The sequence below is a fragment of the Ruegeria sp. CK1 genome, from assembly GCF_056536545.1.
On sequence record NZ_JBQFPX010000008.1, the window covers coordinates 46478 to 68445 of the forward strand.

19 protein-coding genes and 2 pseudogenes are annotated in these 21968 nt (G+C 52.8%); 11 read left to right on the forward strand and 10 right to left on the reverse strand.

Annotated features, from left to right (window positions below):
* Positions 1-135: 135 nt before the first annotated feature.
* Together ACR0L3_RS16760 and pdxR are read right to left on the reverse strand one after the other, a co-directional pair.
* On the reverse strand, positions 136-2061 hold the full coding sequence (locus ACR0L3_RS16760) for a DUF3604 domain-containing protein (protein ID WP_480746913.1): 1926 nt from the start codon (positions 2059-2061) through the stop codon (positions 136-138).
* Positions 2062-2196: 135 nt separating this feature from the next.
* The gene (gene pdxR / locus ACR0L3_RS16765) at positions 2197-3630 is read right to left on the reverse strand and encodes a MocR-like pyridoxine biosynthesis transcription factor PdxR (protein ID WP_480746914.1); all 1434 of its coding nucleotides are present in this window, start codon (positions 3628-3630) and stop codon (positions 2197-2199) included.
* A gap of 61 nt (positions 3631-3691) precedes the next feature.
* Here pdxR and ACR0L3_RS16770 point away from each other — a divergent pair, with 61 nt between their 5' ends.
* Positions 3692-4342: a pyridoxamine 5'-phosphate oxidase family protein gene (locus tag ACR0L3_RS16770; protein WP_480746915.1), complete on the forward strand. Its 651-nt coding sequence runs from the start codon at positions 3692-3694 to the stop codon at positions 4340-4342.
* A 9-nt stretch (positions 4343-4351) separates the two neighbouring features.
* Positions 4352-5110, forward strand: coding sequence for a pyridoxine 5'-phosphate synthase (locus ACR0L3_RS16775; RefSeq protein ID WP_480746916.1), 759 nt, complete (start codon positions 4352-4354; stop codon positions 5108-5110).
* 185 nt (positions 5111-5295) lie between these two features.
* On the opposite strand, the gene ACR0L3_RS16780 is transcribed toward ACR0L3_RS16775, so the two are convergent.
* The 6 genes and pseudogenes from ACR0L3_RS16780 to ACR0L3_RS16805 all read right to left on the reverse strand — a co-directional run bounded on the left by ACR0L3_RS16780 (position 5296) and on the right by ACR0L3_RS16805 (position 13089).
* On the reverse strand, positions 5296-7530 hold the full coding sequence (locus ACR0L3_RS16780; RefSeq protein ID WP_480746917.1) for a CHASE2 domain-containing protein: 2235 nt from the start codon (positions 7528-7530) through the stop codon (positions 5296-5298).
* 111 nt (positions 7531-7641) lie between these two features.
* On the reverse strand, positions 7642-8505 hold the full coding sequence (locus ACR0L3_RS16785; protein WP_480746918.1) for a FecR family protein: 864 nt from the start codon (positions 8503-8505) through the stop codon (positions 7642-7644).
* Positions 8506-9080: 575 nt separating this feature from the next.
* A complete protein-coding gene (locus ACR0L3_RS16790; RefSeq protein WP_480746919.1) occupies positions 9081-10157 on the reverse strand; it encodes a tyrosine-type recombinase/integrase in 1077 nt (358 codons plus the stop codon).
* A 35-nt stretch (positions 10158-10192) separates the two neighbouring features.
* A pseudogene (locus tag ACR0L3_RS16795) lies at positions 10193-10450 on the reverse strand (helix-turn-helix domain-containing protein); the annotation flags it as partial.
* Between the two features lie 1267 nt (positions 10451-11717).
* Positions 11718-12206 (reverse strand): hypothetical protein, encoded by a 489-nt coding sequence (locus tag ACR0L3_RS16800; RefSeq protein WP_480746920.1) that lies wholly within the window; start codon positions 12204-12206, stop codon positions 11718-11720.
* Between the two features lie 154 nt (positions 12207-12360).
* Complete coding sequence (locus ACR0L3_RS16805; protein WP_480746921.1) at positions 12361-13089, reverse strand: 3'-5' exonuclease; 729 nt, start codon at positions 13087-13089, stop codon at positions 12361-12363.
* Positions 13090-13398: 309 nt separating this feature from the next.
* Between ACR0L3_RS16805 and ACR0L3_RS16810 the strand changes: the two genes are divergently transcribed.
* Positions 13399-13836: a hypothetical protein gene (locus ACR0L3_RS16810; RefSeq protein WP_480746922.1), complete on the forward strand. Its 438-nt coding sequence runs from the start codon at positions 13399-13401 to the stop codon at positions 13834-13836.
* A gap of 870 nt (positions 13837-14706) precedes the next feature.
* Here ACR0L3_RS16810 and ACR0L3_RS16815 read toward each other — a convergent pair.
* On the reverse strand, positions 14707-14940 hold the full coding sequence (locus ACR0L3_RS16815) for a hypothetical protein (protein WP_170614873.1): 234 nt from the start codon (positions 14938-14940) through the stop codon (positions 14707-14709).
* 135 nt (positions 14941-15075) lie between these two features.
* Here ACR0L3_RS16815 and ACR0L3_RS16820 point away from each other — a divergent pair, with 135 nt between their 5' ends.
* The 8 genes from ACR0L3_RS16820 (at position 15076) to ACR0L3_RS16855 (ending at position 21406) form a co-directional block, all read left to right on the forward strand.
* Positions 15076-15828 (forward strand): Crp/Fnr family transcriptional regulator, encoded by a 753-nt coding sequence (locus ACR0L3_RS16820; protein WP_170329072.1) that lies wholly within the window; start codon positions 15076-15078, stop codon positions 15826-15828.
* 447 nt (positions 15829-16275) lie between these two features.
* Positions 16276-16584 carry a hypothetical protein gene (locus tag ACR0L3_RS16825; RefSeq protein WP_170329073.1) on the forward strand — a complete coding sequence of 103 codons (309 nt, stop codon included), beginning with the start codon at positions 16276-16278 and terminating at the stop codon, positions 16582-16584.
* A 3-nt stretch (positions 16585-16587) separates the two neighbouring features.
* On the forward strand, positions 16588-16941 hold the full coding sequence (locus ACR0L3_RS16830) for a hypothetical protein (protein ID WP_170329075.1): 354 nt from the start codon (positions 16588-16590) through the stop codon (positions 16939-16941).
* Positions 16942-17020: 79 nt separating this feature from the next.
* Entirely contained in the window at positions 17021-17785 is a 765-nt protein-coding gene (locus ACR0L3_RS16835; protein ID WP_480746923.1) for a hypothetical protein, read from the forward strand.
* Positions 17786-17877: 92 nt separating this feature from the next.
* Positions 17878-19077, forward strand: a complete 1200-nt coding sequence (locus tag ACR0L3_RS16840; RefSeq protein WP_480746924.1) for an N-acetyltransferase DgcN family protein — start codon at positions 17878-17880, stop codon at positions 19075-19077.
* Complete coding sequence (locus tag ACR0L3_RS16845; protein WP_480746925.1) at positions 19074-20195, forward strand: alanine/ornithine racemase family PLP-dependent enzyme; 1122 nt, start codon at positions 19074-19076, stop codon at positions 20193-20195. The genes ACR0L3_RS16840 and ACR0L3_RS16845 overlap by 4 nt, the downstream gene beginning before the upstream one ends.
* Positions 20196-20573: 378 nt before the next feature.
* Positions 20574-21146, forward strand: coding sequence for a hypothetical protein (locus ACR0L3_RS16850; protein WP_170336663.1), 573 nt, complete (start codon positions 20574-20576; stop codon positions 21144-21146).
* Between the two features lie 62 nt (positions 21147-21208).
* Positions 21209-21406: a hypothetical protein gene (locus ACR0L3_RS16855; protein ID WP_480746926.1), complete on the forward strand. Its 198-nt coding sequence runs from the start codon at positions 21209-21211 to the stop codon at positions 21404-21406.
* A 67-nt stretch (positions 21407-21473) separates the two neighbouring features.
* Here the strand turns inward: ACR0L3_RS16855 and ACR0L3_RS16860 are convergent.
* Positions 21474-21620, reverse strand: a pseudogene (locus tag ACR0L3_RS16860) (IS481 family transposase); the annotation flags it as partial.
* Positions 21621-21968 lie beyond the last annotated feature (348 nt).

A 21968-nucleotide genomic window follows, 5' to 3' on the forward strand; every position in this document is an offset into this window, starting at 1 on the left:
CCTGAAGACACAGCAAACCGGGTTTCATCCTAGAACTGAGCCTTTGAGCAGGTCAAATGGTCAGCCAACATAATCGCCGTACAATCCAATTTTGATGAGGAATTCCAGGGGCAGAGTAGCGCCCCCGGCCAATGTTCAATCACTTTCTGGAGTGTACCAGATCGGAGACGAATAGGCGCGTTCCTGATGGGTCAGTTGCGTGGTTTCCGGCAGGTCGATGCCATAGCGCAGCTTGTCGTACAGAACCCAGCGCGGCGTGGGAATCTCAAGCACTCGAGCATAATAGAAGGCCCGTTCATTCGGGTCGAAATCAGAATCGGTCCAAACGGTTATCAGCTCGGATGTACCAATGGTGTTGCTCCAGCTTGCGCTTTCAATGTCGACGGTATTTCCAACCTCGGGCAGGTTACCATCCGCATCCAAAGCACGGTCATCTGACCAAGCAACATTAAAGACTTGCTCTTGAAGTTCACCGTCGGCATCCAGCCAACCTTTGACCACCTGAACTCGATCCAAGTTCGCACCGACCGGATCACGCAGGGCACCGATCAGGAATTTTGGCGCATTGTCCCCTTCGCGTGGGCGTAGGTCGCTGCCCATGGGAACGCCCTTGGTATATCCCACATCAGCGAGAAAGCGGGTTTCAAGGTCCGTATCGTCAAATTCCCAACCGCCAAAGAAACGCAGACCGATCCGAGGGCCAGTAGTGGCATAGGTTTCACGGCGCTTAAACGCGTCGAATATGGCCGAACGCGTGTTCTCGGTGGCCCAGACGGCAGTATAACCAGAGGCGACAAGCAGATCACCGGGGATCTCACCCAGATCGTTGGCGATAAAGGGATGCTGGATGCGTGTGGCTGACGGCTCAACGCTGACGGATTTGCCAAAGAAGTTGTCTTCTTCGGCTGTTGCGAGCGAAGTATGACTGTCGGTCGCCCCGCCCATCCCGAATTTATAGGGGTTCACGCCGAATTTCTCTTCCAGCATCAAACCGCGTTTCAGCGCCTCGCGTGCATATTCGCCAGCCAGCATGTCTTCGGTTTTCAATTCAGTGATATCGAGGTTGCCGACATCCCAGTTCTCATAATCCGCAAACGGGTCATCCGGGCTTAGATACGGGTGAGCCTCGCCGTCGCCCTTGATTTGCGTAACCTCATAGTGTGGTTCCCATTTGGCGCGGTTTTGGACGTATTCCTCGTCGACCTTACCGCCATGATAGGTGTCTTCGGTCGGGAACATCCACCCGTTCGACAGGTTGCCGTTATGGGCAAAGGCCACAGCCCGGCCACCGGTTTTGGCCTCATACTCTTCCAGCCAAGCATACAGCGCCTTGGGGTCGGTGTCGCCGTAGGGTGGTTGCGTTACAGGCGGGACGACCTGTAAGGCGCGGATAGGGCCATCGCGCAGCATCACATTGCGGTGCAAGTTGAATCCCTTGGGGACCGAAGTCCATTCGAACCCGATAAACGCGCTGAAATTGCCGGGATCATTGTGCCGTTCTGCGGCCAAAACGATATGTTCCCAAGTGAAGGCAAACGCATCAGCACCGGGGCTGTAGGACTCCAACAAAATCTCGGGCAGCGTCATCTGAGAGAAATTGGTGATAATGTCGAAGGCCGTTTTCCCAGCCTCTTCGCCCCCCGCCTTATATCCTTCGTACCATTCCAGCCCTTTAGGGTCTGAGATCACACCGGGTTTGCCGGCTTGCAGATCGGGCGCAAAACCCATGAGGTCAGTATGATCAGTCAGCACCATCCAATCCAACGGTCGGGCCAGTCTGACCGGTTGGCCGGTGGACGAAATGACTTGCTCTCCCTTTGCGAACCGCCAGGCTTCATCCGGCAGCAAAGTGTTGCCAAACGCCCCCGCATCCAGAGACAAACCCGTATGCAGATGCGTATCCCCCCATAAGGGGCGCTCGGGAAATGATCGATTGGCATAAGGTGAAAACGGACGCTCGGCAAAAGTGCCTTCGGCGGCTTCTTGGCTGGGCACCGCGTCGGCAAAGGCGCTGAGCGGTAAGGAAGCCAAAGTAAACAAATAGGCAGACAATCTAGGCATGTGAATCTCCCCTTTCACAGACACCGTGCACTTACTTTTTGAAACAAACATAATTAAATATTCGGTTGTTATGATATCACTTTGTGTCGCTCGCCGGGGAAAAACTTTCTCAGATTACCAATGGCGATGCTGTCATCAGCCCGAGCGAAGGATTGCTATCAATTTCTGAGCCGCATCTGACAGCGTGGCTTCTTCAAACGCTGCATACCCCAACAACAGGCCTTGCATCTTTTCCGATAAAGCACAGTGGGTCGACAAAGCACTGATCCAAAGACCAACACCCTTTGCGCGATTGCTTATTTCGATGTCGGAAAGCCGACTTGCCAGGATCGCTTGCAGCGACGCGCATAGATGCATGCCCGATGAGTCTGGCTGAAGGTTAAGCAGGTCGGAAACGGGGGCCAGTGCCTCAAGCAGGTGGCTCTGGCGTCGCGCATAGATGCGCCGCATTCGGCGCAAGTGCATGGCGAATTCGCCGCTGTCCATGAACGTGGCCAAGGCTGGCTGCGGGATCAGCGAAGCCCGAGGCCCAACTCGATCCAGATACGCTCGCACTTCAGGCAATTGCCGCTTGGGGACAACCATATAGCCGATCCGAAGCGCGGGGCTGACGAGTTTGGAAAAACTGCCTAAGTAGATTGTGTTGTTCAGACCGTCCAACCCGGAAAGGGAAGGTAACGGTTGACCGCGATAGCGGAATTCGCTGTCGTAGTCGTCTTCGATAATCATTGCTCCGGTTTGTTTGGCCCAATCCATCAGCGACACCCGGCGAGACAACGGAAGGCTGACGCCGGTCGGATAATGCCGAGAGGGGGTGACGATCGTGGCATCAATACCCTTTGGTATCCGCGTTGCATCCAGCCCGTCCCCATCAATGCGGATTGGATTGCCGGTATTTCCAGTATCGGCAAGGATCTGTCGCAGCTTAGGCCAGCAGGGGTCTTCGATAGCGACCCGTTTGCCGGAGCCAAGCAGGCCATTGAAAATTATCTCGAAGGCTTCTCGTGCACCCGAGGTGATGACAATTTGCCCTGGATCACAGTTCAGGTGGCGCCATGCGGCTAGGTGATCCGATATCGCTTCGCGCAGGGGGTACCAACCGAGCGGGTCTGGGCGCGCCAAAAGCTCAGCTGACGGAACGCGCCAAGCGCGCTCTAGATGGCGGGACCATTGCTTGTTTGGCATCAAAGATTGGTCCGGTAGGCCGGTTTGAAAGGGCTGCCAGTCTTCGGTCACCGGACCTGCCGGACGGGGCGTGGGCTGAGGCTGCGACAGATGAGTAATCTCATTGGCTACATAGGTGCCGCTGCCTTGCCGGGTCACCAGATACCCTTCGCTGATCATCTGATCATAGACGGCTTGAACTGTGGTTCTCGATATCGACAGCTCGGAGGCGAGGGTGCGGCTGGCAGGCAGCCTCGCGCCAACCGAACCAGGAGTGTTGGTTATAAGGTTGCGCAGCGCCTCAAGCAGTTGTGCCTGTAGCGATGGCTTAAGCGCCGCGTCCAGCGAGATTCCAAACAAACCTCGGTGTAAATTGGATTTAGAAAACTTTTCAAAATTGGACATTTCAATACAACCAATATCGATGCATCAGGACTGCAGCAAGAACAAAACCTGAGCTATTGAAATGACCGATACACTGACTGTTACCGACAGAAGCCGCCTGCGCCGATTGCACGAACGCGGCCATTTTGATCGTGATACGATCAACACTGTTTTAGACGCGCAGCCAATGTGCAGCGTGGGGTATATCATTGATGGCAGGCCGTTTGTCACGCCGACTCTGCAATGGCGCGAAGGGAACTATATCTATTGGCACGGTTCCTCGGCCAGTCGTGCTCTGCGCAATTCGCGCGATGCGCAAGTTTGCTTGTCGGTCGCGATATTGGATGGGTTCGTCTTGGCACGTTCTGGAATGCATCATTCGGTCAATTCCAGATCGGTCACGCTGTTTGGCTCCGCAATCAAGATCGAAGACCCGACGGAAAAGCTTGAAAAGCTCGGTCGTTTTGTAAACGGCCTGTTTCCTGGTCGCTATGAGGAATTGCGACCCGACCACGCACAAGACCTGAAGGCGACGATGGTATTAGGCATGCAAATCTCAGAGGGAAGCGCCAAGATCCGCACTGGCGGCCCAGTCGACGACGAAGAGGACTATGACCTGCCAATCTGGGCTGGAGTTATACCTATACACACTTCGGTGGGTGATCCGATCCCCGATCCTCGGAACATCGATGGTGTACCCATTCCCGAGCACGTGCAAACTTTTCGGCTGTAGGGTGGGAACATGACGGACCTTTCAGTGAACCTGAACGTTGCCGCGCTACTGCGCAATCGACGAGATCACCCTTGGCCTAATATCCTAGACCTTGCACGGATCGCTTTGAATGCTGGGGCGGCGGGTGTGACGGTGCATCCCCGACCAGATGAACGACACACTCGGCCGGACGATGTGCGGGCTTTGCGGGTCCTGCTTGATGCAGAATTTCAAGATCGGGAACTGAACGTCGAAGGTTATCCAGACGCGCGGTTTATGTCGCTTGTCCAAGAGGTGCGCGCGGATCAAGTCACGTTGGTGCCGGATGATCCGGCGCAAGCGACCAGCGACCACGGCTGGGATTTTGAAGCGCAAAGCGAGATACTTGCTCATGTTGTTGGCACGCTCAGGGCGAACGGTCACCGGGTGTCCTTGTTCGCCGATCCCGACGCGGACCAGATGGCCGATGCGGCTCAAACCGGAACAGACCGAGTTGAGCTATATACAGGCCCGTTCGGCGGGGCATACAACGACTCAAACACTGAAAAGAGCGAACTGGACCGTCTACTTGCCGCTGCGGCAGCAGCCGAATTGCATGGCCTGAAAGTTAACGCGGGACATGATCTTACGGTTCGTGGCACAGGTAAGCTGATCTCCTGTATCCCTTCGATAGCCGAAGTGTCCATCGGTCACGCGCTGTTTTGTGATGCGTTGACCTTCGGAATGGCCGAAACAGTTCGCCGCTATCTGGTTTCTTGTGGCACTGGTCGCGCGCGCAAATCTGGCTGACTGAGGCGCGCAAAGATCGGTGGAACCACACCACTAGATTTCTCGGAATGGCCGCAATGCTAGGTTTGCTGAGTTTGCTGAGTTTGCCGAGAGCAGATAGAGCAGGGGCCGGGCGCCGACGCTTACGCGCTTAGCTACAGCCCTAGGTGAGTTGGCACATACCCATTCGCAAGCCTACCATACGCTCAAGCTAACGTTTTGCTTTCTTGATCATGATGGCTGAATATCAGCTGGTTCGATTGGGTGTCGGATCGGAAGTCCGCCACCCGGCCTGCTAGGGTGCTGTAGAACCTCTGTAACCCTGATTCTATGTGCTGCGATTGGGCGATACAGTCGTCACATATTCGTTCGATCTGGTTGTAGGATTGGCGGTTCCGAATGGCGGCAATCAGTTTTTGATGCGTTTGCTCAAGTTTTTGGAATGCAGGTGCGTCTAACGTCTCATTGTTGCCGACAAGCACATAGACAGGTTCCAGATCGGCTCTGCCCTTGAGATCGACATAGCCGGCCTCGAGCATGGCCATGTCCTGTCGAGTTTTCTCATAAACTGCCGAAGACACAAGGATATCATAGTCGACATGGCGGCAGCTTTGCTCAATCCGAGCGGCGACATTAACCACGTCACCGATAACGGTGTAGTTGAACCGGCTTTTGGAGCCGATATTGCCAACGCAGGCCTGCCCGGTAGCACATCCCGTTGCCAGAGCAATCGGCGGTCTGCCCTGCATCACGTCCGAAGCGTTGAAATCCACCAGTGCTTTTCGCATCAACAGCGCCGCCTGCGCAGCGCGGCAGGGGTGGTCTTCGACCGGAACCGGAGCGTTCCAAAAGGCCATGACAGCGTCGCCAATGAATTTGTCGATTGTTCCCCTTTCTTGAAGTATCTGATCCCCCATTTTTGAGAATAGTTGGTTCAGCAAGGTTACCAAATCGGTCGCAGAAACAGACTCGGACAGCGGGGTGAAACCTCGGATATCCGAAAACATCACAGTGATTTCCTGTGTTTCACCACCCAGTTGCAGCTGTTGCCCCGACATCTCCAATTCATCCAAAATTTCTGGCGCAACATAATGCGAAAAAACTTGTCGAATTGCGCGTTTTTCGCGTTCGGTCGAAATGAACAAATATCCCGCCAACAGTCCAAAATTAGCCATACCTCCCAACAGTGGAAATGTGACATCGAACAACACCAGTTGGTTCTGGAAAGCCATCCAGCTGATGCCGAGAACCATCGCTGCCGAAACACCGCCTGCGACGAACGACGCGACTGCACCAAGTCGGGACATGACGACCGTGACCACTAAACCCAAGCTTACGAACGACAGCAATTCCAGCGCAGCGGTCACGTCTGAGCGGCTCAGCATTTCGCCGGTCAAGATTTGCTCCAATAGCTGTGCGTGGATGGACACGCCTGGAACGGATTCTCCCAAAGCTGTTTGATGCATGTCGAACAAACCCGCGGCTGATGTGCCGACCAAGATGATCCGCCCTTCAATTTCCGCGCGCAGGGCAGGGTCGTTTGGCGTCTGCATCACGTCATTTGCAGACAAAAACAGGTTTGGATTATCGCGCCTGTACCTGACCCAGATTTCTCCGTTTTCGGTTGTTGGCAGCCGAAAATCACCGACCTCAACCGCGAGCATGATGCCGGTTTCGTCTTGTGACCCTTCGGCCACGATGACGGGTTCGCCCAATGCGACCCTCAGTGCTTCGAGTCCCAGCCCCGGAAGCGTCCCATCAGGTCCCCCCCACAGAATGGGGACGCGCCGGATGATGCCCATGCCGCCCAAAGGTGAGACATTGACGCCGCCGATGCCGGCTGCGGATCGGTCCAGCGGAGGGGCAGGCGGTGTCCAGTTGGGAACGCTGATCAATCCGGCGGTCGGGGACTCTCCGATCTCAATTATGCCCGCCATTGGCGTGACGGGCCTGCCTTCAAGCGACGGTCGCGCGGCAGCGCCCATAACGACAGGCCAATTGGCAATCTCCAACGCGAATAAAACGTCGTTGTCCAGTTTCTCGGCGTGGCGCTCGACCGTCAGGATATCTGCGAACGCTGGATCATTTAACAATCGAGAGGGGGATAACCTATCCGGTTCGATGAACAACATATCAAAGGCGATGGCCGCGGCCCCGTATTCACCCAAGCTGTTTAGCATCTGTGCCAGCAGGGTTCGGGGCCATGGCCATTGTCCCCAGTTGGCCAGTGACTGTTCGTCGATATCTACAACACGCACCGGTAGGTCCGGGTTGTATTCCCTCGGCGACAGACGTTGCAGAATGTCGAAGTAGATCAGCCGTGTCATGCGCACCGGATACGGATCGAGTGCCCTGATAAAGCACCCGAACAAAATCAGCCCCAGCCCCACAAGCTGAAAGGCCCGTCGTCGCCCTGTTCGCTCTTTGGGCTTTCCGAACACGTTTGCCTCCGATCGCCGTGGTCACCCTTGCCGGACACGGCGCAGGTTATTCGGATGCCACCAAGACATCGCTTGAACTTAAATCATGTTGCGCGGCTTTTTTCTTCAGCCTCAGCTATTGCCGCCGTTGCCCCCCTTGCCGCCACTGCTCGGCCCGCTCCCGAAACCATCTGAGCCGCTGCCGATGGTGCCACCGCTGCCTGGGCCACCTTTGCCCGTGCCGCCTCCGATCGAACCACCTCGACCGTCTCCGCTGCCGCTGCTGGCACCGATATTGCCTCCATTGCCGTTCCCGCTCCCGCCGCTTCCGCCAATATTGCCGCCATTTCCTCTGCCGCTTGCAGGAGACTCACTCCGCGACTCCGCCGCTGCGCTTCGCTCGGGGCGATCAGGCCGATCAGCGCGATTAGGTTCGGAAGCACGGGTCTCCGATCTTTGCGGTGGCGGAACGACGTCCTTACCGCATCCTGAGAACTCCACGCGTAAAGGCGTCAGTAGCTGTTCTTGCGACTGAACGAAGGGAAAGCCGTCCTTCAGCGCAGATTCATAGCTGTCTTGATCGACTGGTTGCCCAATGCTGTTGTTTTTTGTGGTCGCATAAAGGCTGCACCGGCGTCCGGTTTCCCGGCAACTGCCATTGAGGCCGCACATCTCAACTCGCCCACGCAAAACCAACATTGCGCTTTGAGTGCCGGGAACGACCCAAAAATCAAAGGTCGTGCCGCGCACAGCCATCGTCGCTGTAGGCGTTTTGATGGAATAGGCTCGTTTTTTGCTCTTACCGGAAATGAATCGAAAGCTGCCGCCCAGTGCCTGCACTGCAAAACTTTTGGCTTTTCGATTGCTTCGCAGCATTGTCACGTCCAGGGTCATTCGGGCGTTGGGGCCAATTGCAATTTTTGTTTCGTCTGCAAAAATCAATTGAACCAAACCGGTCCTGTTGGTGGCTATTAGATCGCCGGATTCCACCCGCATTCCGGTCTTCAATGGTTGGGATTTTCCCGAGCGCGTTACCTCAGCGCCCTGTTTTACGCTGATGACTTCCCCTATGTTGGCCAACACCTGCGATGGCAGCTGCAATAGGCAACAAACAACAAAAAACGATTTCAACCAGGCCAAACCAAACTTCCTTCCCAAAGGTAAGTGCTGAGCGCTTTGCGCCCACTGCTCGGTTTGTGCCCCAATGAATTCGATATATTGAATTTAAATAGAATAAACTCACACAAATATGCCTTAAAGCTCGACTGCTTGGCAAGTTGCCAGAGTGGAGGGTCCTAGTAACAAGGCAAATAGCGACATGTGCTATCAGGGAAGGATGGATGAAAGCGCACAGGAAAGAAAGGCAAAACCCTTTGTTTACGGCCGCGATTTAGCCCCAACAACGTTGTGGGTTAGATACTTTTTAGAAAAATGAGTTGGACTTAGAAATTCGCCTTGTATCTGGGTTGCAGGCAAGGATATACCGGCCAGCGGAGACGTGGCCGAGTGGTCGAAGGCGCTCCCCTGCTAAGGGAGCGCTTTTTATATTTTTTCGTATACTTTTCATCATATTAACAGTTTCCATAAGGCAGCTTGTCCAAATTTTGCCTAAAGTCCCAGCCAAAACTTAACAGTCTTTCGCTGAGATCCGGTGGCGCAATTTTTGCGTAGTGGTAAGCCATGTCCTTCTTGGACCATCCCCCCAGTTTCCTCAAAAGTAGGTCGTCCTTTGTTTGTGCGTAAAACCAGGTTGCCCAAGTGTGGCGCAAAACATACGGGGTAACGTCCGAGCCAAGGCCGGCAGCTTCGCGGACAGTCTGAAAGGCCGCTGACATTTGCCCACCCCCATTTTTGCGTAGGACGTAAGGTGAGCCGCTTGGTGTCCGAAACGCCCTTCCGTCTTTGGGAAATTCACCCATAAGAAGCCAGGCATGGTCAGGGGGTACAACCCATCGCTCTCGAAATTTGGTCTTTGAAGCTCCGGCTTCCTTGCAGGCAATCCAAACTCGTCCAGTTTGCTTGAAAATGTCCTCGACATCGACTGCAAACATTTCCCCAGGCGCTGCGCCGGTGCCAAGCAAAAAGGCGATCTTTTTGAGAGTATGCCTTGCAGGGTCCCAGCGTCCAACAACGGCTTCGCTGGTCGCAGCAGCCAACAGCTCGTTGGCTTCTTCAGGGGTTAGGAAACGCCGCACTATTTGCACTCCGCGTTTCTGGGGGCGCTTCCCCAAGGCATGGTTGATGACAGCCTTTGCAGGGGTTTCGAATTGCCTTCGCCGAGTTTCCGGCATGCAGTCGGGGTAACATTTCAAGGCGAGCGCCTTGATAGTCGGCATGTCCAATTCGCTGAGGTGCAAGTTCGGGCCTATCGTCTTGACGACCTTTTCGAGGAAACGTTTCTCTCCGCCGTATTCCACATATTGTAGGGCTGCCTGACAAAAGGTTGGCGAACCTGCGTGGCGCTTTAGTTCTTCTTGCTCTTGGTAAGCGCAATGAAACAATTCCTCTGCAAATTTTAGCGCGATCCGTTTCTTGTTGGGGTCACGAACGCCAAGACCTTTTCGTATGCGTCTTCCGGCGACATAAAAATCGGCTTTCCAATCTCCCGTTTTTTCACACCACCTCGGCTCCCATGTCGGTCTGCGCATCCCATTATCCTCCCAATATAGGCAAGTTGGTCTTCGTAGATGACAATCTTTCGCCCGCGACGGCTGTGAGTTTTACCACGAAGCTCCTCTTTGAGCTCAAACTCACGTAGCCATTCATATAAAGTGCTTCTGGAAATCCCGAGGCGTCTGGCCGCCTCAGACGTATCCATTGGATAACAGCGTTGGTGGTCTGAAACTCGCAACGTAGATTTACTTGTAGCTCCTCTTTGTAAACTGGGAGTGCCAAGGTTTGTGCTTTGCATATGAGCATCTCTTTCAAGTCGGGGTATCATGCTTTCAGCCTCCCGCAGGTATCGTGCTACCGAAGATCACGATCTGGTGCGAAACCTCGATAATCGTGGACCACTGCTCCCAAAACGCATTGGTGTTTCAGTTCGGTCAATTGGGGCGGTAGATATCAGCGCACACCCGGCCCATCGAGTCAAGTGGCTGAAAAGTATAAGAAAAAACTGCCATCATATTTTGTTATTTTTTTCGCGAACTTCTTTGTTCGTTTTTTCTTAGGAGATTTTTCCAAGACAAATCCCGACTGCAGAAAAAATGCCTGCGAAATTTTTGAGGTTGGGTAACGGAGAATTTCGGATGGCGGTGAACGCTTTTTTCCTAACAATCGTCAAAGTGGTCGCCGTCACGTTCACAGAAAATCTGTGTCCGTTGAGTGCGAACCTAACCTCGATGCCAAGAAGATTTTTCCTTGACGCGATGTTCTGAACTTTGAAAATTGATTGGAGCTTAATCGGCCTTCAAAAGAGATTGCGTGACAAGCCTGATATCGCGCGCGCTTCAATAGATTTGGTTATTTTAACCAGTCTTGGTGCCTTGTTGCGACGCGCACATGGTTTCAAAAATACTGTATCGTTTTGGTTTCTGAACCGCATTGCAACCGGCTCACGCGTGATAGATTGTGTAGGATTCCCAATCGCTTGTTGGACCCTCTCACCGTTCGTTGCATCACTTCGGTAAACTTGGAAGCCGCAGGCTTAGGGAATTGGGATTTCATTATGAAAAGTGATTTCGAGCAGCTCCCTCTGACCTGCGTTGAAAGAGTTGAAGCTTTCAAGCGACATCCAGGAAACTGGGCCTCGCAGTGGAAACGCCCGGAATTTTCTGACTATGGTATGGCTGTTTTTTCGTCGTTTCCAACTTCAGGACGGCATGTTGAAAGATTGTCACTACAATGAACGGTGGCACCAAGAACTGATGCGAGGAGCAGATTTTTCGAAAATTTTTTTTGATAACGCATCTATTTTATGAGTGTCTTCAGTGCCGTTTTGGGCCCAGAGAGTTGCATCGCCAAGACTTGCCGTCAACGCGGTCATTCACCCCGAAGAATTTCTCAAGTCTCACGCTACTTCGTTCACGTTTGATTGGGTCGAATAGACGTCAAATCTCATACGACAGCGCTCAACCTTAGTGGATAATCTAACAATGCCTTCAGCCAAATGTTTACCGCCAACTGGGTGGCCATGTCGCGAATCACTCTAATCGAGGGGCCACCCAAGTCCTATGCAAATACTTCAGCTGCTCTGTTTGAGCGCATCAATTGACAAGAGATGACTTGACCTGAGCGAGCCGCGGGGTCGGATGTGCTGAGCCCAAGACCCAACCTTGTTCAGCGCGTACGTACAGCTTGTTGGGGTTTAGCCTCTTTGCGAGGGTATCATAGGCATTGATTGAAAGTTTCTCCTCGACATCAAATGCCATTGTCTTCCAACCGCCGGGCGCAGGGTATTCGATCTCTTCAATCAATGGCATCAGGCCTGGTCGCCCAAACTTGTCGGACCAATCAGGCCTTTGGATCAGTAGGCCGGAAACTGAGCACTTTTTGTTGCACAGTTTGAAGCGGAGCGATCGCCGGTCTTCGCCAAGTAGTAGAATTCCATTGGTGATGACATAGATCACTGTTTCAAAAGGTAAATTATCAACCATCCTTTGCCTTTCATCGAAGCGTTTTGTCGGCTGGCAGGAGGTGGGTTCAACGTGGAAAATGAAAAGGCCAATCATCGTGTTTGAAACGTCCCGAAACAAAATTCCTTCCGGGGGACAGGCCCATCAGCAAAGAAGCGCGACTCTAATGTCCAGGTTATCATTTTAAATCAAAGCACTATCGAACAATGGAACACATACTTCGCCACCCGAGATAATCGCTACCTCGTTCTAATGTGCGGTCACTTGGTTGAGCTCACTCTGCGCTTTCGTCATCGCCGCCTTCCCACAACTGAAGGTTTTCTTCGGACAATGGTTCGAAAAAGTCGGGTGACGAACGTTGTAGCAATCCGGATTTATATGCGCAGGCAAGATCTGCGGCATCTGATCCAGCGCGATGAGCCGGTGTGCGTTCAGCTCGCGTTTCATACACCTGATCGATCATACCTGGCGCTATAATTCCGTCTTCCTTGGAGAATGAGATCCAAGCGATACGGTCGAAGTCATCAATCTCGCACATTTCCTGCTTGCCAGTCGTTGACAAGAGACGGTCAAGCCAACGCTGATCAAACTCCGGGCAATCGCTGACGAGGATGTTGTTTTCGATACGTTCAAAAAGCCAAAGCGCAACCGCTTCCGCAGCTTCGGCATCCCTCAAGTTCTCGAGCGGAATTTTGTGCACGGTGGCGCTTTCGTCAGACCAATCATCGCGTGGCCAGTCCGGCTTCGGACGTATGAGCTTGCTTTCGACAAGGACATCCTGGTCTTGGATCCAGGCAATCCCGACTTCGATCGGCCAGCTTTTGGGACTCAGGGACGATGCTTCGAAGTCGATGAATATGAGCTTTTTGGGATGGACAAGACTTCCATGCTCATCCAACCCGACGCCGAGGCCAAGAGCCCGACGCTTCGAGAAAAAGGCTTCTTCTTCCGGCGTCGGACAGCTGCTCGAGTTCAATAGGTTTTCCAAGTCACTACGAGGCATGGTTTTAAACTTCACAGATAGTTTCAAACTAATCGGTTTCGGGTCTTGGGGCCGGCGCTTGCCAAATCGTCCCTTCGAATCCGGGCTGCACCAAAAGGGTTTTCATTGAGTCCATCATGTCGTAATGATACTTTCCTGCTCCAATAGTGTACCAAATTCAGAGAGTTACGCCAAATACTGCAATCGACACAACGGGAGAGTGAACGGGTTACTGACTTCTGGCCGTACGGAAAGCAGCGCCGACCAAGAGGTCAATAAACTCACTGGTTCGGCAAGAATAGCACGTACAGCCATCGAGGAGATTGGAAGATGAAAAGCAACCATCCCGTAGAATGCATAGGAGAAAGTGACGAAGAGCGTTCTGTCCTTGAGAGCAAAGCGGAGATGCCATCTGAAGAAGATAGCTACACGGCCGCAGTATTAGCGTTGATTGAGATTGATCGGGCGATGGTGGAAAAGCGGGCCACGAAACTGCGGATTTTAAGGGACATAGTAAGAGACAAATTCGACGCTGTAGTAACGTTTGAACAGCACTATGCAGGAAATTTGACTATGGTTTCTTCTTTTGCCGTTTTTCATGCCGATAAAGGCGTGCGGTCTGAAGTAAAAACTTTTGTGAAAACTGCACTAAACCGCATCGATGTTCCGATAAAGTGGGAAGGCCGCGACGTGAAGGATATTCCGCTTCGGAAAGAACCGGCGTCTTCGCACGAAAAGTTGCATATGATCAGTCAGATCTATGGGTAGTTTTCTGGGCCGCATAGGGTGTTGCTCAATGTACGGCATTGCCCACTCATGAAGTAGTGCAGGTCAGTTGTTCTATCAATCGAGGAGAATACCAAAATGACAGTGTGGGAATTCATTTTCAACATCTCGACCGCTGGAGCGACAATCGCGATGCTTATTTTCGTGCGGTACCTTGTAAAAACGAGTGGGCGCGAACGCTTGCACGACCCTGAACTCGTCGAACAGTTTCGGGAAACCGCGCCATATCATCTCCTCAAAGATTTGATTGGGAGTAAAAGTGAACGTTCCTATTAACTCTGGTGACCTTTTTCAACTTGAACCTGCGACCAGAAATTTATGCATCCGATTGCAACTGATGATTAGAACGGTCGCACATCTGGGTTGTCAGAGCCTGCGCGACCATTGAGTTCCTTGAAGTTGCTCAATTTCTTTAACGTGCGGTTCAAGTAAATATCGGCCCAAAGGAGACATCCAGTGCACCCCTCGGATGCTGCTGCTGCCTGCGTTCCTGCCGTTCGCTGCGCAAGCGAAATCTGGGCTTTGGTGAACTCACGGTAAGCTGACTTTGCCGTCTTTCGATCTGGAGCCTTCGCTAAAGCAGCACTTGCTCGCGGTCGCGGCATACTTATTGTTGCGTCGCGGCAAGTGTCACCAATCAGGTCATTCGCAGCCGTTGTATTTGCGTTAACGGGAACCGTACCTTCGCCGCGGCTCGGTCGGACGAGCAAGACGCGGGATATGGCAAGTATTGAAACATTGGTTTTTGCTTCGTGTTTGAACTGATTAGAAACGAGACGCCAATTTTGTGTCTTCTTGCTGTTAAGCTTTTTTGACAAGCATAATCTTGTTTTTCCGATACGGGACTTTACGCTACTGCCGAACCCGATAGCCGGAAGCAATGATCCGGTTAATGAGAAAGGCGACGGCCTGGTGCATATCCTTTTCATCGTTATTGCCGACCGCTGCTTCGTGGGCAGCAGCTGCGTCACGCAAAACTCCCACAATTTCATGTTCGGGCAGGAGCTCACGATCTTTGATTGCAAGCAAAAGCGCTTCACAAATTGAGAGTGCGGCCATTCCTGAGTGGTCTTGCCGGTCAGCCATGGTAGACGTCCTTTTTTAACAGGCGTCCAAGCAAGGAAGCGCCACAATGAATTGCATCATACTGGCATAGATTGCTGTATACTTAACTGATCGAAAGCAGTCTTGGCGTCGGATAGTTTCGCGGGCTGCTCATCGATGAAGGAAGAACACTTGCGCACTATCAAAAACAGTCCACTCACCCGAAAGCTTTCAAACTTCGTCGCTCTGACTGAGGTTGAACTTGCGGCATTGGCACGCCTGCACAAGCGTCGCAGAACCTTTGAAGCCGGACGTGACCTTGTGCATCAAGGGCAATCAGAGCAGGCTGCCTACATTCTGGCCTCGGGCTGGGTTTGTTCCTACAAAACCCAGACTGACGGGTCGCGTCAGATCGTCGATTTCCAAATACCGGGTGACTTTCTGGGCTTGCGAAGCGTTCTGCTGCACACCTCGGATCACAGCATAGAACCAATCATGGAAATCCAAGCCATTGAAGTAGTAGTGGATGATCTCCTGGAAGCATTTGCGCAAACGCCCCGGCTGGCGACAGCAATTCTTTGGGCGGTCTCTCGAGATGAAGCGATGGTGGTTGAGCACCTGGTCAACATAGGACGGCGAGATGCGGGTGAGCGCATGGCGCATTTTCTATTGGAACTTGGTGTGAGGCTGACTCAGGTCGGGATGGCAAGCAAGACGGGATACGCCTGCCCACTGACACAATACCACCTTGCCGATGCACTGGGACTGAGTGCCGTACATGTTAATCGTGTCCTACGGCAACTGCGGGAGAAGGGGCTGGTTACTTTTCAATCCGGGCAAGTGGTATTTGATGATTATGAAGGACTGGTGACGTTGGCCGGTTTTGACCCCACTTATCTGGATCAGGCCGGGCCACTGTTGAAGCAATAAGTTCACCCCTACAGCGATGCCGGGATTTTGATGATCGTTGCCTGTTAGAGACGGAATTCGCTTCGGCAGATTTGGGATTTCACTGAAAAAGAAGCGCAAGATAAATACAGTCCGATTGCGGTACTGGATTTCCTGCGCTTCTCAATTACTCGTTAAGAACACGCCAGCAAATATCCCGCCAACACACATCACGTTGCCGGAATCCAAACATCGTTGCACTGACGCAGGTTAGTCAATTTTTGGCAGTGTGCCTGATCCTCGGGCACCAAATGCATTTGAGATTCCAATAAAATCTCAGGTCATTGCCCGCCGACTAACATCGATCAGCGCGCGCCTGCCATTTGCACATTATTCTAAATTACAACGCCAGTACTACCGCGGCGCTTACGAGCGTGTACCGCGGCAGACTGCGCGGGGAAGATCCAACAAACTAAATGGAGGACAAAGGTGAGCACAAGATCGTCCAGTTCTTTGGTGACGTTTTCAAATCCGTTCTCTTTGTCCGGCTACCCGGATGTACTTCCTGCAGGCGAGTATGAAGTAGTTGTCGAAGAAGAGCTACTGCAGGGCCTGAGTTTCGAAGCATATCGCAGAACCGGAACCTACCTGACAGTTCGGGGCAAAGGCAGCAAGCCAGGCCGCACGGAAATGCGCCCAATTGACCCAGAAGATTTTGAACTGGCGCTTAAGCACGACCAGACCTTGGCCACATCTAACAATGACAGCGATGCGGCGCTTTCCCCGCAGGAGGAATAGATTATGAACACGCCCGAATGGCTTAAACCCGGAATCTACGGTGCTCTGATCGGCGGGGTTTTCGTAGGCGTCGTTGGATTTTCATGGGGTGGATGGATGACCGGCGGTAGCGCGGACAAGATGGCCAACGCCATGTCCCGCGACAATGTAATCGCTGCGTTGGTTCCGGTCTGCGTCGACATGGCGAGAACTGACGCCCAACGCGCCGAAAAAATAACGACGATCAAAGAGGCTTCTTCTTTCAAGCAGAAGGATGCCGTCATGGCGGCTGGCTGGGCAACGGTGCCGGGATCCCAAACTCCTAACAAAGACCTGGCGCAGGCCTGTATCGAGGGGCTGAACCTGGATGGATCGTAACTCAATCACTCAACATTCGGACAACGCCGTTTGCATCAGGGCAAATCGAAAAAATCAGTACCGGTTTTGCGCTCACTTAATGGCTGCGTTGTTTGTTGTCGTCTTCAGCAGTTTGGCGGGCTCCTTTATCTCATCAAGTCCCGCATCGGCCGAAACAAATTCGATCCCGGATAACGCGCATCCCAAAAAGTATGGCGACGGTTGGGAATGCGATTTGTCCTATCGGTTGAAAGGCGAAGAATGCGTGGCCATTGTCGTGCCGGGAAATGCCTACCCCACAAACAGAACCTATGGCTCAGGGTGGGCATGTATGCATGGCTTTGTTGAAGTTGGCGGCACCTCATGCACTGAAGTGATTGTGCCTGAGGGTGGATATCTCGATCCATCAGGTGAGAGGTGGCGGTGCCTGCGTGGATACACAAGAGTAGACGATAGCTGCCAGAAAATCGTGGTGCCGGATAATGCTTACCTGACGAATAGCACTTATGGATCTGCATGGCGTTGCAACCGTGGCTACGAAAAAGACGGAGAAGCATGCGTGGCAGTAGCGGTGCCGGAAAACGCTTTTCTGAACGCATCAACCAGCGGGCGTCCCTGGACGTGCGAGCGTGGGTATTTTGAGCGCGACGGACGGTGCGATGCCGTGTTTGTGCCTGAAAATGCTTTCTACGATGACGCGATCCATGGAGTTGGATGGAAATGCGAACGTGGCTACGAGGCGTCCGGTGATCGCTGCAACGCAATCGAGTTACCGGCAAATGCCCATATCGACCGATCCGGCAATGGGTGGCAATGCCACAAAAACTATCATCGATCAGAAGGGCTGTGTGTTCTGAACCAGTGAGAATTCAGACAGAAAGCCCACTTTCCCAAACTTCACAATTTTTGCCCGTCCTTACCAAGGACGCGCGTTTCACACTCTAAAAAGGAACAAATATGAAACCCGTACCCATTGCGTCGGATGCCAAGCAGTTCATTGCCAGCGATGCGCAAAAGCTGGCGCCTGAACAAGCAGTTTTTCCAGAGCTTCACCGCAAGACACTCGTGACAGATACACCGACTGCAATTGTGTATTGCGAAGGAAACTTCGCAAAGATCGATGGCAAGACGGCTAATGGTCTCGTTCGACATTCACAGGCCTATCGCGTTCTTTCGGTGATCGACAGCACGTATGGCGGTTGTGACAGTGGCAAAGTGCTTGATAATTTCGCAAATCAGGTTCCCATCTTCGATGATCTTGATGCCGCCGTCGCTAATGAAGCTACGATCCCTGACACTTTTATTTACGGAATGGCGCCGGCCAGCGGCAGAATGTCCCTTGAGGATCGCGAAGTTGTTGTGGATGCGATAACGCTCGGAATGAACATCGTCAGCGGGCTGCATGAATTTCTTAGCGATGACAAGGAGCTCGCCGGATTTGCCAAAATTCACGATGTCACGATACGCGACATTCGCAAGCCGCGGCCAAATCCCGACCTGCGCCTGTTAGATGGCAGTATTGGAGACGTCCAGGCGATCCGCATCGCGGTGTTCGGCACCGATTGTGCAATTGGAAAGCGTACAACCGCGACAATCCTGACAGGCGCACTTAACGCGCATGGGATCAAAACAGTTTTGGTCGGCACCGGCCAAACTGGTTTGATGCAGGGCGCCAAGTATGGTGTCGCGATGGATTCGGTGCCGCCGCAATTTTGTTGTGGCGAACTTGAGCGCGCTGTCGTTGCGGCATCCGAGGGTGAGCACCCGGATGTAATAGTGATCGAGGGCCAGGGCGCGCTAAGCCATCCGGCTTTTTGCACATCAGCCTTCATTCTGCGAGGCAGTCAGCCACATGCAGTTATTCTTCAACACGCGCCTAAACGAAAACGTCGATGTGATTTTCCCAACATGACTATGCCCGACCCTTGCGATGAAATCACCCTGATCGAGGCTTTTGCGAACACAGAGGTAATTGGCATGACGATCAACCATGAAGGAATGAATGATGTTGAGATTTCAAAGGCCATCACAGACTACAACTGCAAATTGTATCTCCCGGTCACTGACGCATTGAACCGTCCTCCAAAAAACTTGGTGAATATGGTTCTATCTGCCTTTCCGCGCTTGCAACCCGTACGTGTTACGACGATTGAATGAGCAAGCTGCGTATCGACGTTGATCTGGACAAAATTCGGTACAACACACGGTTCCTGGTAGACCACCTTAGACCCCGCGGAATATCGGTGACAGGTGTGACAAAAGCCGTTTGCGGTCATCCTGAGATTGCGAATGCTATGCTTGAAGGTGGCGTGACAGGGCTGGCGGACGCGCGGATCAGCAATATCATGCGTATGCGCGATGCTGGAATCTCGTGCTCCATATCCTTGATCCGAACGCCCATGCTGAGCCAGGTCGCGCAAGTCCTTGATAACTGCGATGTCAGCTTCAACACTGAGATGGACATTATCGCCAGCCTGGCCATCGAGGCGCTGGGGAAGAACATTACTCACAATATTATCCTGATGGTGGAAATGGGGGATATGCGGGATGGCATCTTGCCTGAACACCTTGAAAGCACTGTGTCTCAAATTCTTAGAATGGAAGGGATTTCTCTGAAGGGGATTGGCGCAAATTTTGCCTGTCTGGGTCATGTGGCACCCTCTGCAGGAGCAATGGAATTGCTTTCGTCGCTTGCCGCCGACACCGAACTTGCAAGTGGACCCGCTCTGGAAACAGTGTCAGGCGGCGGCTCTGCCAGTTTGCCATGGGCGCTTGGCAAGGGGGCGACCGGAAAGATCAACAACCTGCGTCTGGGTGAGGCCATCCTGCTGGGTACCGATCCCGTTTCTGGATACTCGATCGACGGGCTTTACACAGATGTTTTTACGCTTTGGGCGGAAGTGATCGAAACGAAGACCAAATCAAATCCAAATCCCTTGCAAATGAATTATCCTATACCTTCAATGCAGTGTGTGACTTTAGACAGTCCTTCGAATACTCGGTCGATCCTTGCGATCGGACTCCAGGACACTGATGCGACGGGTCTAATATTCCCTGCTGGCGTCACGTTCGTCGGAGCCACCAGTGATCATATCGTTGTAGAAAACACCAATTGGCTGCTTCGCCCTGGTGGCGAGGTGAAGCTGAGAATGAAGTATAGCGCGCTCTCGCGCGGCATGGCTGCACCCGATGTAGCAAAAGTCTTCCATGGTGATAGCGCTTTGGTTGACTGCAACGCAGCGAACACTGATCGCCCATACTCGAATCGAAAATAGCGCGCCAAGGTGCCGCCGCCTCGGTTCTGCTTCAGCCATCCGTCTTATTCTACGGCTTTACGTAGTAAATGAGGCACCCAATCCCTATATTGGACGTAGCCGCATTCACTTTTCACACCCTATCTGGGCTCGTGGGTGTTGCGGACAATCAAAGGATCAAAATGATGTCTTTCAAAGACCTGACGACCAGAGCGGCTGCCGCACTGAAGGAAAACGATGCGGACGCGCCGAAAAAAGAAGTTACGTCTGAAGCGCCTGACGTCGTCCCCGAAAAACCAAAGCCTAAACCTCAAAACTGATAATACCCTGCCGGGAGTGGGTGGCTTGTTCTTGTCTGCATCTCCGAGCGAGCGGTATCAGCAAAGGAGAATTACCCAAATGAACCAGATAATCAGCAAGACAATCGCAGTCTTTTCCAGGCCGTTTACTTTCCCTGGCTTCGACGAATTACTCCCGGCAGGCGAGTACGACATAGAAACTGAGCTTTCCGCACCACCAGATTATTCGGACCCAGAAGCCTGGAAGGCCTCGGTGTTAATCTGTCTGCATCCACGGAAATCTTACCCCGGTCTGGCGCGTACCTTGACCGTTTCTCTTACTGATTTGGAGAGAGCCCGCGCAAAGGATAAATTGTCTTCAAAGCAGTTGTCGCAGTTCTTGCTCGACCAACTTTTGGCCGATCCCATGGTGCAATTGATTATGGAAGCGGATGGCGTTTCAGAGACTCAACTTCGGCACCTCTACTCGGAGTCGCTCATCTCTGAGGCAGACGACATATCATCAGATCAACGAGCCCTACCGCGAGGATGCGGAAACGGTTCTCGGTATACTTTCGCTGTCCAAGCTGCTGAGAACGAAGGAATGCCGGTTCGTCCTATTAAAACCCCTCGGATTACAGGCCGTCCCATTGGACAGACTGAAATGGGCAGCTCCTTCAATCTCAAGGCTTAGGGCTCGGAACTTTCTTTTCCAGTCGCTGTATAAACCAAAACAGAAATCGAGGCTAAGAACTGATGGAAGACTCCGACGACGAAGCAGATACGATCATGGCTCGCGCCCACAATGACGTGCCGCAAGAACGCCCGTGTCTTCGTTGCAGAACTCCATTCTGGAGCGAAGGGTTCGGAGAGCGGATTTGTCGACGCTGCAAGGGGTTGAACGCGTGGCGAAATGGCGTATCGGAAAGCCCTGGGTTTGCTCGGCGTCGCTGATGTACTGACATGTAGTGGTTCCGATGTGATCTGACAGTTGGCCGTTTTTCCTGTGGTGTATGCCAGATTAAGTTTGGTTCCGGATCTTTTGCTTCCTGATCTCTTTGCTCTCGATCATGGTCTGGAAGGGTATTCTTCTGCAACACATTTTGCCCTGATGAGTGTGCTCTTGGTTGTAGTGGTGCAGCCATTCTTCCAGATCGGCTTGCAGCGAAATCTGCGCCGCGAGCGCACGCAAAACGATTATGCTATGTCCGAGTTGGACTCGGAGTTGCCATGCGGTCGTGCGGCGAGATGCTCGGTTTCAGGCCATTCTGAACGTCCGCTCTCACTGTCCTGGCACCATCTCATCGCACTGGCGGCGAATGGCCGGATCCCGCCCTGGCGTCCCAAAGAAGCAAACGGCCCTTAGCTGCCTTTGACCCTGCCACCTGATGCGGCTGTACGGCCCGTCAGAGGAGACATTCGCCGCGAGCGCTATATCCAATTCAACCCGAACTCGTGGATTGCGGGATTTTTGCCTGTCGTCGTATTGAGAACAGACACGCATTTGGCGACATAT

Coding starts and splice junctions, on each gene's coding strand:
- pdxR (WP_480746914.1), bottom strand. CDS start 3,630: ATGTCCAATTTTGAAAAGTTTTCTAAATCCAATTTACACCGAGGTTTG.
- ACR0L3_RS16850 (WP_170336663.1), top strand. CDS start 20,574: ATGAACCAGATAATCAGCAAGACAATCGCAGTCTTTTCCAGGCCGTTT.
- ACR0L3_RS16855 (WP_480746926.1), top strand. CDS start 21,209: ATGGAAGACTCCGACGACGAAGCAGATACGATCATGGCTCGCGCCCAC.
- ACR0L3_RS16820 (WP_170329072.1), top strand. CDS start 15,076: ATGAAGGAAGAACACTTGCGCACTATCAAAAACAGTCCACTCACCCGA.
- ACR0L3_RS16790 (WP_480746919.1), bottom strand. CDS start 10,157: ATGCGCAGACCGACATGGGAGCCGAGGTGGTGTGAAAAAACGGGAGAT.
- ACR0L3_RS16760 (WP_480746913.1), bottom strand. CDS start 2,061: ATGCCTAGATTGTCTGCCTATTTGTTTACTTTGGCTTCCTTACCGCTC.
- ACR0L3_RS16785 (WP_480746918.1), bottom strand. CDS start 8,505: ATGCGGGTGGAATCCGGCGATCTAATAGCCACCAACAGGACCGGTTTG.
- ACR0L3_RS16810 (WP_480746922.1), top strand. CDS start 13,399: ATGAAAAGCAACCATCCCGTAGAATGCATAGGAGAAAGTGACGAAGAG.
- ACR0L3_RS16835 (WP_480746923.1), top strand. CDS start 17,021: ATGGCTGCGTTGTTTGTTGTCGTCTTCAGCAGTTTGGCGGGCTCCTTT.
- ACR0L3_RS16840 (WP_480746924.1), top strand. CDS start 17,878: ATGAAACCCGTACCCATTGCGTCGGATGCCAAGCAGTTCATTGCCAGC.
- ACR0L3_RS16770 (WP_480746915.1), top strand. CDS start 3,692: ATGACCGATACACTGACTGTTACCGACAGAAGCCGCCTGCGCCGATTG.
- ACR0L3_RS16815 (WP_170614873.1), bottom strand. CDS start 14,940: ATGGCTGACCGGCAAGACCACTCAGGAATGGCCGCACTCTCAATTTGT.
- ACR0L3_RS16830 (WP_170329075.1), top strand. CDS start 16,588: ATGAACACGCCCGAATGGCTTAAACCCGGAATCTACGGTGCTCTGATC.
- ACR0L3_RS16805 (WP_480746921.1), bottom strand. CDS start 13,089: ATGCCTCGTAGTGACTTGGAAAACCTATTGAACTCGAGCAGCTGTCCG.
- ACR0L3_RS16775 (WP_480746916.1), top strand. CDS start 4,352: ATGACGGACCTTTCAGTGAACCTGAACGTTGCCGCGCTACTGCGCAAT.
- ACR0L3_RS16845 (WP_480746925.1), top strand. CDS start 19,074: ATGAGCAAGCTGCGTATCGACGTTGATCTGGACAAAATTCGGTACAAC.